The sequence below is a fragment of the Kitasatospora brasiliensis genome, assembly GCF_032654805.1.
Classification (GTDB): Bacteria; Actinomycetota; Actinomycetes; order Streptomycetales; family Streptomycetaceae; genus Kitasatospora; species Kitasatospora brasiliensis.
On sequence record NZ_JAUOOW010000008.1, the window covers coordinates 118,403 to 131,431 of the forward strand.

Here is a 13,029-nt window from a genome sequence, read left to right on the forward strand (position 1 = left end):
GCCGGGCCCGGCGCCGGTGGTCACGACGGCGCCGGGCGATGCTGCGTCAGCTGAGGACCTCGCTGTCGAATCGTCGGCCAGAAGCCGCTGGTCAGCGTGATCGACCGTCTCCGGAACATCCCGGGCGACCGCGAGCCACTGCTCGGGAGTCCGAGCCGGCCACCCCGCTGGTGTCCGGACTCCCGCTTACCCGGCCGACGGCAGCGGGACCTGCCGCACGTTCACTCTTCCGGCCTATAGGGCACAGTGGTCCGTACTCGATACATTTCCTGTATCGGGATGTTTCCCCGCGAACCCACATCAGGTGGGTGATTCGCTTTCGGCGCCTTCACCGCCACTTCACCGCCACGTCCGGAACGGGCGTACTCGCCGTCCCGATGCGACAGGACCGACTCACCGACACAGCCGGCGACCTCGATGACGGCCGCCGATGAGGACGGCCGCCTCCGGCGACGGTCCGAAGGACGCCTTCCCGGGGACTGACACCGTCCCCGACGACCTCCGGGAACCGCCCCGAAGAGCACGGACCTTCGCCCCCGGGCGCCCCTGCGGAAGCCGGAGGTCCAGCGGTTCGCGAAGGCCGCCTGCGACGTAACCGGGCCCGCCCGCCCGCCGTCCGGCGCCGCACCATCCACTCGGGAGGAACCATGAACACCGCCGCCAGCTGGGACGACATCCTGGTCCGGGACAACTTCCAGGACGCGGGACAGACCCCGACCGCCGACCCCGTCTGGGAGTCCCCGGACATCATCCCCTTCGGCAGCGACATCCTGGGCTTCGACCTGCTGGAGTCCAGCTACAACGGCCCCGACCTCGGACTGAGCCACCCCATCGTGCAAGGGCAGCTCAACCGCATCTACGTCCGGGGGAAGAACCTCAGGACCGGGTGCCCCTCCTCCGGCAACGTCAGGCTCTACTACGCCCCCGGAGGACTGCTCCTGGACCCGCGGGCGTGGACGCCGCTCACCGCCGAGGGCGGCGGCACCGTCGTGCCGTTCGCCGTCCGGGGCGGCTCCAGGGAGATCCCTCCCGGACAGATCTGCGTCAGCAGGTCCGCCTTCCTCTGGCCGAGCCAGAATCCGCCGGGTCACTACTGCACGATCACCACCGTGGACACGCCCGCCCACCCCATGTCCGCGACGCTGCCCACGTTCGGCTCGCTCGCCGACTACCTGAACTGGGTCCGGTACAACCCCAACGTCGGCTGGCGCAACATCGATGTCATCCCGTGCCGGCAGACCCGGTACGTCCTGTCCAGCCTGGCCATCAGCAACCTCGACAACACCCCGGAGCGGATCGTCTTCGGGATCTCCGGCACCGACCTGCCCTCGGGCACCGCGACCTTCTCCAACACCGACCAGCAGGCCCCGTTCAGCGTGACGGCGCCGATCTACGCGCCCGGCACCGACGAGGGGTACTCGCGCGCGGTCACCCTGCCCGCCAACTACTCCGGCACGGTCACGGTCGTGGTCCAGTTCGACCAGCCGCTCCCGTGCGACGCCCGGATCGTGCTGCGCGCCTACAAGGTGGTGAACACCAACGCCGGAGCGCTCGAACGGCGACTCGCCGTCCCCCTCACCGACGTGCCCGAACTCGCGGACTTCCTGTTCCTGGAGCTCGGCGCGTACACCTTCATCGCCGCGGAAAGCAGCCACTGACGCAGCCGGAGGCGCCGACTTCGGCTTCCCGGCCGGGTGACCGCTCACCGTGAACAGGCCCGGCCGGGGCCACCGGGCCCAGGTCGCGAGCGATCGGAAGACGCGGCGGAGCTCGTCGAAGGCGCGGCGCTCTGCATTCACCTCACCGATTCAGAGGATGTTCCACCCGAGCCGGCCGTGGCCGGACCGAAGCCCCTGGATGCGGCGTCGTACCTCCACGAGCGTCGGACTTCCGGGTGAGGCCCGCTTGGCGTTCGTGGTGATCATCCGAAGTTCGCGGAGCTCGGACAGTACGGGGTATCCCGTCCACGAGGTCACGTCGAAACCGTACCGGTCCGCGAACTCCTGATAGTGGGCCGAGCCGTAGCCGAAGCGACGGCAGTGGATCTCGACGGTCACGAGGTCGAGCTCGGGCTGCCCGAAGCAGGCGGTGTCCCAGTCGCACAGGACCGCGGCATCTCCGTGGTGGAGGGCGTTCCGGTGCTGCGGGTCGCCCTGCAACAGCCCCGGCGGCAGGACGTACCGCACGTGGGGAAGAGCGTCTTCCAGGTCGGCCAACCGCTGTTCGAGGCAGGCGATGTCTTCCGGCGGCAACGCGGTGATGTCGGTGATCGACCGCCTGATGGCCCCGGCGGTGTCGACGGGGCGGACCTCGAAGGGCGGAGGTGGAAGTTGGTGAAGGGTGCGGAGGGGAACGGCGAGGTGCGCCGCTGGAACGGGGCGGTCAGGTTGGGGCAGATGGCGCCAGAACGTCACGGCGTGCCCACCGACCACAACCGGTTGCCGCACCGGCAGCAGCTCGACGGTCGGGAAGTTCTTGTCGGTGAGCCACCGTACGAGCCGGACGGTACGGCGGACGCTGGCCAAGGGCGTGCCCGCCCTCGCAATCTTGGCGACCGCCCCGGCGGCCGGCAGCGTGTAGACGGCGTTGGTGTGGCCGCGCAGCATCACGGCGTCGGCCGGGTCGAGCCCGACCTGGTCGCAGGCAGCGGTGAGGACTGTGACAACCTCGGATTCGGCGAACCCGCCGATCCGGAGAACTGGAGCACTCATATCCGCCAGGCTGACGGGCGTGGGAGGCATCTGTCACGTTCCGCTGGTTGGCAGGGCCAGAAGTTCGCCGAGTTCTCGGGCTGCGCGAGGCCGCACTTCCTTCGGCGTTATCTTGATGATGTCCGCCGCGCGGGCGCCGAGGATCTGAGTGCGGTGGTCCTCGGGCACCGCCAGGTAGGTGGCCCGGGCCAGTTGGCAGGCCTCGGATACGCTCCGCTGCCGAACCATGCACATGGCCTGTTCCAGGCGCAGCAATGCGGGGTCGATGCCGGTGTGGTCGGGGTAGAGGCGCAGTGCTTCTTCCTGGGCCCGGCCGGCCTGCGCCGTGTCGCCGAGGGCGGTGTAGGCGCCCGACAGGTAGAGCTGGAGCCGCCGGTAGGGGAACGCCCAGGCGTCGTCCTCTTGGCCTGTCTGCCGGCTGCGTTCGAACAGCTCGCAGGCTTGTGCGATCGCCGCGCGGGCGCCTTCTTCGTCCCGTTGACGGGCCTTGACCCGGGCCTCCGCAGCGGCGGCGAACGCTCCTGTCACGGACGGCCGTCCGCGATTGAGGAGCACGGCCTCGTGGGTGAGGGCTGCCGCCTCCGCCAGCGGCCCGTAATAGAACGGCAGCATCGCTGCTTGTACCCGTACCCGTGTGCGTAGCTCGCGGTTACCGCTGTCATCGGCGGCCGACTTCGCGGTCCCGTACCAGTCCCGAGCCTGCTCCTTGCGCCCCAGCTTCATCAGGGCGTCCGCAGTCAGAGTGGACAGTACGGCGATCATCTCGGACAGCCGTACCTGAACGACCGCCGGCTGTCGTTCCTCCGAGTACTGCCGGACCTCCTCCAGGGCTGTCAGCAGCCGTGCCAGCATCATCATCGGGGGGTCGGACACGTAGTCCCGTCGCAGCGTGAGGAGCTTTCCGTCCAGGGACTCAAGCTCGCCGGTGGTGAGCGTCGTGCTGGCCAATGTGCGTTCGATGGCGCGCCGGCGGGAACGTGCGGCAGCGTCGAGCTGGTCGCCCACGTCCAGCAGGGTGGGGACAGCCGCATGCTCGGCCACCACGGGAAGACCGGGTTTGGCAGAGTGCGTGAACACGGCCACGGAAGTGCCTGCCCGGTAGCCGCCGGCGAGCCCCAGCCCTTGCGCGTCGGTTCGGTAGAGGCGGCACAACAGGTCGATGGTCTGAGCCCGCGGCATCCGAGCGTTTCGCTCCCACGCACCCAGTTGCTCCGCGTCCAGGCTCGGGCGATCAAGCGCCAGCTCATCGCACAGGGCGATCAGTTCGCTGACGGCACGAGCTCGCGTCCACCCCTGGGCGAGGCGGTGAGCGCGGAGGAGCGTGACGTCGCAGCACTCGACGATCACCGCGACCGTCATGTCGGTCGTCCAGCCCTTTGCCTTGGCGATGGCCCTGGTGCGCGCTGCGCAGGACGGCGTGTGACCCACGTCCCACCTCCTCTTGCTGATCGGCAGCCTAGCCGTCCAAAGCTGCTGATTGATGGTCAAAAGCAGCAACTCATTACTGGTTTGCCGTGCTGCGCGCGTCAAACCAGTGAGTTCGAATCAGAGCAGCAACTTCTTCCGGTTGCCTTGTGACCCCTGACACGGCGAGTCTCGGTGGACACGCGATGACCACCGCTCGCCACCCCTGCCGACGGTCCGGAGGAACAGTCATGCATCGTGTCCTGGAGTTCAGCGCCAAGGTCACAACCGCCTCTCTCGGTGCCGTCCGCAACCTGCTGTCCGAGGAGGTCGCGAGAGCCGGCATCGTCCTCGACGAGTCCAGGGCGTACGCGCTGCGCGTGTGTTCCTCGGAGTTCGTCGACAACGCGATCAAGCACGTCGTCGGTGAACGTGCGGGAAGTGAAGCCGAGCTGTTGATCGAGGGCGACGTCGACCGGGAGCGCGGCCGTTTGCGGATCACCGTGACGGACCCGAGCGTGGTCGAGCCGGCGATGAACAGCAGCGTCGACGACCTGGATGCGACGTGCGGCCGCGGACTGGTGGTCGTGGCCGGCTACGCGGACCACATCGGATGGCACCAGCGTCTCGACCCCCGAGGACGGCCGACCGGCTGGTCCGTGTGGTTCGAACTCGATGTCGCGCCGGAGGCTTTCGGCCAGGCCACCGCCGCCAAGGCGGAAGTGCAGCCGGAAGCCGTCGTGCAGTCCCTGGTCACCTCCGGGCCCGTACGAAGGAGCGCGGACAGGCTGCACTGGCCGGCTCAACAGCACGGGGAAGGCACTGTCCCGTAGATGATCCCCCCGTTCCCGTCCATCCGTCCATCCGTCCATCCGTCCACTTCGACCCGAGGACTGCGCCGTGAGCGTCGGACCACGAACCACCATGCTGCTCAAGACCGCGACCCCTGACCGCAAGCTGGACGTCGCCGCCTCCTACGAGGCGCTGACGGAGGTCTGCGCGGCCACTGCGGACAAGGCCGGGCGGGCCGAGCTGGTCAGTGACTGCCCGAACCACCTGTGGTCGCTGCCGGCCTCGCGCGTCCTCGCGATCGTGCACTCCGAGCCGGAGGAGGGCCGGGCCCTGCTGGAGAGCGCGCGACTCCTGCGCCGGCACCATGTCGCCGTGGTCTCTCCCCGGTGCAGCGACGTCCACCGGTGCGCCGAGGGGCGGGCGGTGACGTTCTGGCAGCCGTGCGGGAAGCCGAGCGCGGACACGTCCCTGTCCGCGTGGGTGACCGCGCTCATCCACCGCATCGACCCCGCGGCGGCCCCGTGGCTCCGGGAGCACGATCCGTTCGCCGAGCTGGACGACGACCCGGACGGTCTGGACGAGGCGGACCGTGCCTTCCTGCGCGAGCACACCGCCCAGCTCCGCGAGGAGTGGGACTTCCTTGACTGGCCGACGCCCGACGCCGTCATCCTCGGCGGCCCCGGCATGGCGCCCGTCCACGACGACGGCGTCCATGTCGGGCTCCTGCCGCGCCGCCCGCTTCGACGCGGCCACCGGGAGTGGGACCTGGTGGCCGCCCGCTGGCGCTCCGAGCTGCTCACCGCGCCGCGCGAGGACCACCGGACGTACGCCGACACCTACCTCTCCTACCAGTGCGAGGAGCGGCTCCCGGGGCACCCCTACATCGGTGCCTGGTCCGGCTACCGGACCGTGCGCGACGTCGTGGTGCTCACCGCGGTGATGGACACGGTCCGGCGGGCCCGCTTCGACGCCGGGGCCCGCCGACTGGCCGCCCGTCAGGTCGCGTGCCTGCGCGGTGCCCACCCCGCTCCATGGAACTGGAGGCCGAGATGACGACCGGGCGCCGGGCTCGCCTCCCCGCTCAGGGGCAACCCGCACTGCACCCTCTCTCCGCACGCCGCGGGCTCCGGCGGTGACCGGATCCGTCGGGGCCCGGGGCGGGGTAGCGGTGGCACGTCCGGCACCCCTGGTGCGGCAGCCACCGTCCAGGATGCCCCTGGCGTGGGGGGCGTACGGAGACCGGCCGGTGCCCTCGGCCCCAAGAGCCCTCCGGCGGCGCCCTGTTCGTCCCGCCGGCGGTGCCACGATCCCCGGCCACGACCCCTTGGACAGACTGTGAGCAACCGCTTCGACGGCCACCGCGTCGTCATCACCGGCGCCTCGCGCGACTTCGGCCGCACGCTCGCCATCCGCTTCGCGCAGGAAGGCGCGGAGGTGTTCCTCGGCGCCCGGACGCTCGCCGGGGCGCGGAAGGTGCGGGACGAGATCCGCGCCCTCGGCCACGATCCGGTCCACCCTTTCGCCTGCGACCTCGCCGATCCCGCCTCGATCCGCGAGTTCGCCGCCGAGGTGGCCGGGGCGACCGACCGGGTCGACGTCCTGGTCAACAACGGGGCCCGCTGGCTGGAGGGCGCCGACCTGCTCTCCGCCTCCGACGAGGACGTGGTCGACACCATCGCCGCCGGCGCCATCGGCACCGTCCTGGTCACCAAGAACCTGCTGCCGCTGCTGCTCGCCTCCGAGCGCCCCGACATCGTCACCATGGTCTCCAGCTGCGGCGCCCACGGGTACAGCCGCTCCAGCGCCCACGACGCCTTCTACGCCGCCAAGCACGCCCAGGCGGGCTTCTCCGACATCCTGTCCGAGCGGCTGCGCGGCCGGGGCGTGCGGGTCATCGCCCTGTACCCGCCGGACTTCGACAACGCCGATCCGCTGTCCGACGACTGGGAGTCCGCGCCGCGCACCGCCGACTCGACGCTGACCTCCCAGTCGCTGTCGGAGTGCGTGCTCTTCGCCGTGGGGCAGCCCCGCGACTGCTTCATCAAGTCCTTCCACTTCGAGCAGGCCTGACCTGCTCCTGACCCGGCTACCCCAGCAGGGCGCGCAGCGGACGGGCGGCGGCCTGCGCGGCGGGCCGGGTCAGGTGCAGCGCCGTGTGGAAGTAGCCGTCGGTCTCCGTGCCGCGGGGGTCGTCGCCGGCCGCGGACACCGCGGCGAGGGCGTACCTCTGCTCCTCGGGGTCGGTGAAGCGCCGCTGTCGGTAGGTGCGGGAGGTGTCCTTCTCCGTGGTCAGGCCCAGGGAGGCCAGCTCGTCGGCGATGCCCTGGTAGGAGCCCGTGCGCAGGACGAAGGCAGCCAGCCACGGCAGCTCCCGCCGGCCCTTCAGCAGCGGGCGGAAGGTGCGGGCGGACAGGAAGCTCGACCCGCCGGTCACGGTGATCAGGCGGGTGCCGCGGGTGGCCCGGTACAACTGCGGGCTGGGCGGGGCGGTCTCCAGGTTCTCGACGAACCCCGTGTCGAGCAGGCCGACGGCCTGACCGTAGGCGACGGCCGGCGCGGCGATGTCGAGGCCGATGACGGGTACGGCGTCCGGACGACGGCGCGCCGCGTAGTACGCGCGGTCCGACGCGATCAGCTCGGCGGTCGTCAGGCGGGTCACCCGCGGTGAGGTGTAGCGCTTGTACAGCTCGTCCAGCGTGACGTGGTGGTTGAGCAGGGCCGCGTTGATGCCGTACGAGCAGCAGATGTCCAGGACGGTGGCCCGCGGCTCGCCGCCGTCCCGGCCGCCGGGCGCTTCTTCGGGAAGGCCGACCAGCGGCAGGAGGGCGCGGAAGACGCTCTGGGCGTGATGGGGCGTCTGGTACTCCAGCGGCCCCAGAACCTCGAAGTAGGACCGAGGGTCCGGTCGGTCGTAGATGGCGTCGAAGCGGGTCATGTGCGTGGGCGTGCCCGGTGTGTGCTCGTTTCCGGCCGTGGTCATCAGGGCGTCTCCTCCGTCGGATGGGACAGGCTTAGCGCACCGCGCCGTCGGTGGGGAAGGACGCCTCGGCAGTCCTGAGCGTGGGGGGAAACTCCCGGGCCGGTCACAGAAGCATCACATCATCCGCGTCTCACGGTGCGTACCGCTACGGTCGTCCCCATCACCCGCACCACGTCCCGAGGGAACCCATGCGCCGCACCGTCCTCACCCTGCTCGCCGTCGGTCTGACGAGCACGTTGGCCGCCTGTTCCAGCTCGGGTTCCGGCAGCGGCACGCCGCCGGTCGGCACCCCGGCCGTGACGAGCAGTGCCACGCGCATCCAAACTCCTTCCGCTTCCTCCCCCTCCGCGACGCCCGTGGCGCCGGGTTCGGTGGCGAGCAGCGCATCGGCGACGTTCGCCATGGTTGCCATGACGATGCCGAACGCGCGGTTCGGCCGGACCGTGACGGCGGAGGACGACCCGAACCACCTGCTCGGCAGGCCCGGCCAGTACACCTCCAAGGTCACGTTCACCGACTCGCGGGTCAAGGAGGGCGACGTCGAGGGCGAGGACGCCGACTCGGTGGCCCGCGGTGGCGCGGTGGAGGTGTTCGCCACCGAGGCCGACGCCAAAGCGCGCGCGAAGTACATCCAGGGCATCGTCAAGTCCCTGCCCGCGGCCCTGGAGTACGACTTCGTCCACGGCACCGTGCTGATCCGCGTGTCCAAGTTCCTGACGCCCGACCAGGCCGACGGGTACAAGGGGGCCATCGGCGCGTGAGGGCCCCGAACCCGCGCGCCGGGGCGGCCGGTCCCGTCCGAACCGAGAGCGGCGACCGGACGCCCGTCGGTCAGTCCGACGGTCTGCCGGTGTGAGCCCTCCGGCTTCAGTGGCCCCGGAACACCCCGTCCTCGTCGACGCTACGGGCGAACTCGTCGAAGTCCATGTTCGCGATCGACAGGTTGTTCTCGATGCTCCATAGCTCGGCCGCGACGACCCGAATGGATCGTCCTGGCCTTTCCCACAGGTCCACGACGGCGAGCGGCAGTTCGAACGAGCTCAGCGTCACCTTGTCGGCCAGGGCGAGAAGCGGGTGCTGGTAGTCGTGCGGCAGCCGGTTCAGCGCTTCATCGCAGCTCAGGCCCGTAAAACGGGGGTCATCGAGGGGGTCGACAACGGGCAGGAAGCCGTCCGCGTTCGGAGTGGCCAGGGCCTCGCGAAGGCGCTCCCATGAGGCGGCGCTTGAGAAGTCGGTACGCACCGTCAACATGCCTGGGCTGCTCGGGAGTTCGATCACGCCCTGACCATACCGCCAAGCCGGTGAACCGTTCCGGTCTCGGAGCGGGTGCCTCCGGGGCGGTCAGGTGCGGGTGAGGTAGGAGCACAGGGGTGTGGAGCGCATGCCGTAGCGGCGTTTGAAGTCGGGGTTGCGGCGGCCGAGTTCGAGGCGGGGGCGGCCGGAGGCGATGGCGTCGCGCATGACCTCGGCGAAGGCGGTGTAGAAGGGGCTGAAGCCGGGGGCCGCGTCGTAGTCGACGCCCACGCACCAGAAGTGGTAGCGCCGGCGGTCGAGGAGGGTGATGGCGGAGGCGATCAGCCGGCCGCCGCGCCGCAGTTCGATGACGCGGGCGCTGTCGAGGTGCCGTACGAAGGTCTGGAAGACGCCGGGGCGGTAGTAGTCGGCGTTGCCGTACTTGGCGGCGGTGCGGCGGGCGAGGTCGACGAAGCCGTCCAGGTCGGCTTCGGCCGGGGGCAGGATCGCGGTGACGACGTCGGCGTCGGCGGCGCGGCGCAGGTCGTGGCGGAGGTTGCGCCGGGGCTTGGAGGGCAGGGTGGCGAGGTAGTCGTCCAGGTGGCGGAAGCCGCTGATGTCGAGCCCGTGTCCGGCCTCCGCGGGAACCGCGGTCAGGCCGAGGCGTTCGAGGGCGGCGGCGGTGGGGCTGTCGGCAGGGACGTTGACGAAGCCGAAGTGGCCGGCCTCCCACCGCCGGCCGAGTTCGCGCAGGGCGCGGACCACGGCGGCGGCCGGCGCGGTGTCGGCGCCGGTGCCGGGCAGGGTGGTCTCGTAGCAGTGCCAGACGTGGGTGAGCAGGACGGGGCGTTGCCGCGCGGCCGGGAAGTGCTCGGCCAGGACGCGCATCGGGTCCACCCCGTGCTGGAGGGTGACGGGTACGGCGATGCCCGGGGCGTGCAGGTAGGCGTGGCGCAGGACGGGGTGCAGCGGGGTGTCCTCGAAGGCGCGGAGGAACGAGCGCTGGTAGAAGACGGGGGCCGTGGCCACGGCCTCGTCCCAGGTCGGGGGAGCGCTGTTGATGCCGGTCTCGATCATGATCTCGCTGGGCATCTACGCAGGTGCCCCTGTCGGCCGGCTCGTGCGGCAGTCGGCGATCACCGTGTGCGGGTGGGCGAGGTAGTCGTGCCAGTACGCCTCGCCGTGGGCCGCGACGCCCGGCTCGGCCACCGTGAGCTCGGTCCACCGCGGGCGCGCGAATCCGGCTTCCCGCAGGGCGCCTTCGAGCGTGTCGCGGCTCCAGTAGTAGGCGGTGACGGCTTCGGGGGCGTGGCCCGGGAAGCGGAGGTGGAGGAGGACGGGTGAGGCGTCGGCCGGCGGGCCGGCTGCCGTCAGCTCGAAGCCGTACGGCGCGTACGAGATGGTGCCGGCCCGGACGTCGGGGTGCATCGGCAGCGTCACGAAGCGGCCGCCCGGGCGCAGGGCCCGGGCGGCGGTGGTGCACAGCTGCCGCAGTTCGGCGAGGGTCGTCGCGTAGGGCAGGACGTACACCCCGAGCACCAGGTCGAAGGTGCCCGCCAGGTGGTCGGGGAGGGTGCCATCGCCGAGCAGGTAGTCGACGCCCAGCGGGCGGGCCGTCTCCTCGGCGCGGGCGTGCGCGATCATCCCCGTCGAGATGTCGATCCCGGTGACCCGGGCGGCGCCGCGGTGCCTGAGCAGGCGGGTGTAGAAGCCGGAGCCGCAGCCCAGGTCCAGCGCCTTCGCGCCCCGGAGGTCGCCGAGGGCGCGCAGCACGCTGGGCGTCTCCAGGTGGGTGCGGAAGGGGATGGCGGAGAAGTCGTCGTAGGTGACCGGCAGGGTGTCGAACGGGCTGGTCATGGGTTCCTTGGGGTGAGGGCGCGCAGGCGCGGGCTGTCGCCGCCGAGGGCCTTCGCCACCGTCACCGCCGAACGCACGGCCGCCTCTTGGCTGTCGATGTACGTCAGGTGGCTGCCGGCGAAGTGGATCCCGCCGTCGCCCTGGTGGCGGGCCAGCACCTCGCGGGCGCGTACGGCGTCGGTGGTGACGACGAGGTGGCGGAAGGCTCGGGTGGCGACGGTGTCGGCGGGCTGTTCGCGGTGGGTGATCCAGCTCTTGAAGACGCGGGAGCCGGGCGGGCCGAGGACGGGGCCGTACCAGTTGCAGGCCTCGGTCCAGCCGTCGTGGCTGTGCAGGTTCACCGTCGACCAGTGGGCGCGGTCGGCGGGCATGTGGAGGGCGTCGCGGTGGATGGCGACGGTGACGGGGGTGTACGGGAACGCGGCCAGGGCCCGGCGGATCTCCTCGCAGCCCGCCACCGGCTCCAGCAGCGGCCCGGCCGCGTGCGCGGGCAGGGCGAGGACGAGCCGGTCCGCCTCGTGGGTGCGCCCTGTCCGGTCGGTGAGCTCGAAGCCTTCGCCCGCGCGGCGGACGGCGGTCACGGTGCAGCCCGTCCGCAGGCGGGCGCGGTGGGGGCGGCGGAGGTTGAGTTGGGCGGCGATGCGGGTGGCGACGTCCTGGAGGCCGCGGGTGGCGTTGGCCCAGAGCGGGGCGTGGTCCGGCGCGGGCGGGGCGAGTGCGAGGAAGAAGGCGGTGGCGGCGCGGGCCGAGAGTTCCGGGGCCTGGCTGTCGGAGCAGCTGGAGATGGACGCCATGAGCGGGTGGATCACCCGCCGCTTGTGCTCCTCGGGCACCGGCAGGGGGTCGAGGAGTTCGGCGAGGGGGGTGGACCAGTCGCCGTCGGCCGAGGCGAAGTCGGCGGCCGCGCCCAGGAAGGTGTTCAGCGAGGCCCAGGCCGGTCCGGTGACGGCCGTCCGGCCGCCCTCGCGTTCGTCGGGCCGGTGCGGGGAGACGATCAGCGGGGAGGCGGGCGACGGGAAGGCGGTCAGCGGCCCCTCGGCGGCGGTCATGGTGAACGACACCGGGGCGTCGGCCAGGTCGGCCGCTCCCACGCCGAGGGCGGTGAGCAGCCGGCCGTGGACGGGGAAGCCGGCGGGCGACACGTACTGGGCGCCGAGGTCGACGTGCACCGGCCCGTGCGGCGTGGGGACGCTCACGCTCTCGGCGTGCCCGCCGATCCGGTTCTCGGCCTCGAACACGGTGACCTCGTGCTCGTGGGTGGAATCCAGCAGCCAGGCGACGGTGAGCCCGGCGATACCCGCTCCTACGACCGCGATGTGCAACAGCTGCTCCGAGCGCTCTGACGGGCCGGTGTCGATTTCGCATATCGCGGTTCCGGTCCGGAACCGGGAATTCGGCTCCGGACCGGAACCAGGGAATTCAGTGGATTTAGGGCCGTCTACTGGATGGGGCCGATCAGCCAGTTCCCCGGCGCGTCCTTGTCGTTGCTCAGGTAGAACTCGGTGATGGCCAGCCGGAATTCCTCGTGGCTGAGGACTCCGTTGCCGTCGCGGTCGAGTCGTTGGAACGCGTCCTCCGAGTGCACGGGCGGGATTCCCAGCGCGTCGTACATGCGGACGTACTCGTCCTTGCTGAGCACTCCGTCGTGGTTGGTGTCCAGGGCGCGCATCAGGGCGTCCGCGATCGTCAGCACCGCCTTCTCGAAGTGCTCCGGCGCCGTGACATTGGCCTCCATGACGTCGAGGAACTCCTTGCGGTCGATCCTCCCGTCCCCGTTGGCGTCGCCGTGCGCGAGCAGGACCCGCCACCACTCCTCGAACGCGTTCCGCATCGCGGAGGCGTTCTCCTTGTCGTCCTCCTGGGCCAGGGCGCCGAAGAGATCTCCCATCGCCTGGAAATCGTCGTGGGTGAGCACGCCGTCACCGCCCTGGTCGAACCAGTCGAAGAGCATGGTGAACTTCTGGTTCTTCACCTTGACCGGCATTTCTTCTTCCTTTCTCTCGCCCGATGACGGAGCGTGACGCCCCGTCACGACTTTCGACGCACGCTAGA

The 13,029-nt window shown here is 71.0% G+C and carries 14 protein-coding genes; 5 read left to right on the plus strand and 9 right to left on the minus strand.

Going from position 1 to position 13,029, the window contains the following annotated elements:
* Positions 1–647 precede the first annotated feature (647 nt).
* The gene (locus QWJ13_RS29150; protein WP_316528198.1) at positions 648–1,658 is read left to right on the plus strand and encodes a hypothetical protein; all 1,011 of its coding nucleotides are present in this window, start codon (positions 648–650) and stop codon (positions 1,656–1,658) included.
* A 150-nt stretch (positions 1,659–1,808) separates the two neighbouring features.
* On the opposite strand, the gene QWJ13_RS29155 is transcribed toward QWJ13_RS29150, so the two are convergent.
* Together QWJ13_RS29155 and QWJ13_RS29160 are read right to left on the minus strand one after the other, a co-directional pair.
* Positions 1,809–2,711: a phosphotransferase gene (locus tag QWJ13_RS29155; protein WP_316528199.1), complete on the minus strand. Its 903-nt coding sequence runs from the start codon at positions 2,709–2,711 to the stop codon at positions 1,809–1,811.
* Between the two features lie 33 nt (positions 2,712–2,744).
* Complete coding sequence (locus tag QWJ13_RS29160) at positions 2,745–4,139, minus strand: tetratricopeptide repeat protein (protein ID WP_316528201.1); 1,395 nt, start codon at positions 4,137–4,139, stop codon at positions 2,745–2,747.
* A 182-nt stretch (positions 4,140–4,321) separates the two neighbouring features.
* On the opposite strand from QWJ13_RS29160, the gene QWJ13_RS29165 reads away from it, so the two are divergent.
* From QWJ13_RS29165 to QWJ13_RS29175, 3 genes are all read left to right on the plus strand, one after another.
* Complete coding sequence (locus tag QWJ13_RS29165; RefSeq protein ID WP_316528203.1) at positions 4,322–4,948, plus strand: ATP-binding protein; 627 nt, start codon at positions 4,322–4,324, stop codon at positions 4,946–4,948.
* A gap of 67 nt (positions 4,949–5,015) precedes the next feature.
* Positions 5,016–5,960 (plus strand): hypothetical protein, encoded by a 945-nt coding sequence (locus tag QWJ13_RS29170; RefSeq protein WP_316528204.1) that lies wholly within the window; start codon positions 5,016–5,018, stop codon positions 5,958–5,960.
* 282 nt (positions 5,961–6,242) lie between these two features.
* Positions 6,243–6,977 carry an SDR family oxidoreductase gene (locus tag QWJ13_RS29175; protein ID WP_316528205.1) on the plus strand — a complete coding sequence of 245 codons (735 nt, stop codon included), beginning with the start codon at positions 6,243–6,245 and terminating at the stop codon, positions 6,975–6,977.
* 16 nt (positions 6,978–6,993) lie between these two features.
* On the opposite strand, the gene QWJ13_RS29180 is transcribed toward QWJ13_RS29175, so the two are convergent.
* Both QWJ13_RS29180 and QWJ13_RS29185 read right to left on the minus strand, forming a co-directional pair.
* Positions 6,994–7,887 (minus strand): hypothetical protein, encoded by an 894-nt coding sequence (locus tag QWJ13_RS29180; protein ID WP_316528206.1) that lies wholly within the window; start codon positions 7,885–7,887, stop codon positions 6,994–6,996.
* A 160-nt stretch (positions 7,888–8,047) separates the two neighbouring features.
* Positions 8,048–8,290 carry a hypothetical protein gene (locus QWJ13_RS29185; RefSeq protein ID WP_316528207.1) on the minus strand — a complete coding sequence of 81 codons (243 nt, stop codon included), beginning with the start codon at positions 8,288–8,290 and terminating at the stop codon, positions 8,048–8,050.
* Between the two features lie 7 nt (positions 8,291–8,297).
* On the opposite strand from QWJ13_RS29185, the gene QWJ13_RS29190 reads away from it, so the two are divergent.
* On the plus strand, positions 8,298–8,648 hold the full coding sequence (locus tag QWJ13_RS29190) for a hypothetical protein (RefSeq protein WP_316528209.1): 351 nt from the start codon (positions 8,298–8,300) through the stop codon (positions 8,646–8,648).
* Positions 8,649–8,754: 106 nt separating this feature from the next.
* Here QWJ13_RS29190 and QWJ13_RS29195 read toward each other — a convergent pair whose 3' ends face one another.
* From QWJ13_RS29195 to QWJ13_RS29215, 5 genes are all read right to left on the minus strand, one after another.
* Positions 8,755–9,165 carry a DUF6924 domain-containing protein gene (locus tag QWJ13_RS29195; RefSeq protein WP_316528211.1) on the minus strand — a complete coding sequence of 137 codons (411 nt, stop codon included), beginning with the start codon at positions 9,163–9,165 and terminating at the stop codon, positions 8,755–8,757.
* A gap of 63 nt (positions 9,166–9,228) precedes the next feature.
* Positions 9,229–10,212 carry a GNAT family N-acetyltransferase gene (locus tag QWJ13_RS29200; RefSeq protein ID WP_316528213.1) on the minus strand — a complete coding sequence of 328 codons (984 nt, stop codon included), beginning with the start codon at positions 10,210–10,212 and terminating at the stop codon, positions 9,229–9,231.
* The gene (locus tag QWJ13_RS29205) at positions 10,213–10,977 is read right to left on the minus strand and encodes a class I SAM-dependent methyltransferase (protein WP_316528215.1); all 765 of its coding nucleotides are present in this window, start codon (positions 10,975–10,977) and stop codon (positions 10,213–10,215) included.
* On the minus strand, positions 10,974–12,299 hold the full coding sequence (locus tag QWJ13_RS29210; protein ID WP_316528217.1) for an FAD-dependent oxidoreductase: 1,326 nt from the start codon (positions 12,297–12,299) through the stop codon (positions 10,974–10,976). The genes QWJ13_RS29205 and QWJ13_RS29210 overlap by 4 nt, the downstream gene beginning before the upstream one ends.
* Positions 12,300–12,415: 116 nt before the next feature.
* Positions 12,416–12,961, minus strand: coding sequence for an EF-hand domain-containing protein (locus tag QWJ13_RS29215; protein ID WP_316528219.1), 546 nt, complete (start codon positions 12,959–12,961; stop codon positions 12,416–12,418).
* Positions 12,962–13,029: the final 68 nt, after the last annotated feature.

Coding starts and splice junctions, on each gene's coding strand:
- QWJ13_RS29200 (WP_316528213.1), bottom strand. CDS start 10,212: ATGCCCAGCGAGATCATGATCGAGACCGGCATCAACAGCGCTCCCCCG.
- QWJ13_RS29150 (WP_316528198.1), top strand. CDS start 648: ATGAACACCGCCGCCAGCTGGGACGACATCCTGGTCCGGGACAACTTC.
- QWJ13_RS29155 (WP_316528199.1), bottom strand. CDS start 2,711: ATGAGTGCTCCAGTTCTCCGGATCGGCGGGTTCGCCGAATCCGAGGTT.
- QWJ13_RS29180 (WP_316528206.1), bottom strand. CDS start 7,887: ATGACCACGGCCGGAAACGAGCACACACCGGGCACGCCCACGCACATG.
- QWJ13_RS29215 (WP_316528219.1), bottom strand. CDS start 12,961: ATGCCGGTCAAGGTGAAGAACCAGAAGTTCACCATGCTCTTCGACTGG.
- QWJ13_RS29165 (WP_316528203.1), top strand. CDS start 4,322: ATGACCACCGCTCGCCACCCCTGCCGACGGTCCGGAGGAACAGTCATG.
- QWJ13_RS29190 (WP_316528209.1), top strand. CDS start 8,298: ATGACGATGCCGAACGCGCGGTTCGGCCGGACCGTGACGGCGGAGGAC.
- QWJ13_RS29205 (WP_316528215.1), bottom strand. CDS start 10,977: ATGACCAGCCCGTTCGACACCCTGCCGGTCACCTACGACGACTTCTCC.
- QWJ13_RS29185 (WP_316528207.1), bottom strand. CDS start 8,290: ATGGCGAACGTCGCCGATGCGCTGCTCGCCACCGAACCCGGCGCCACG.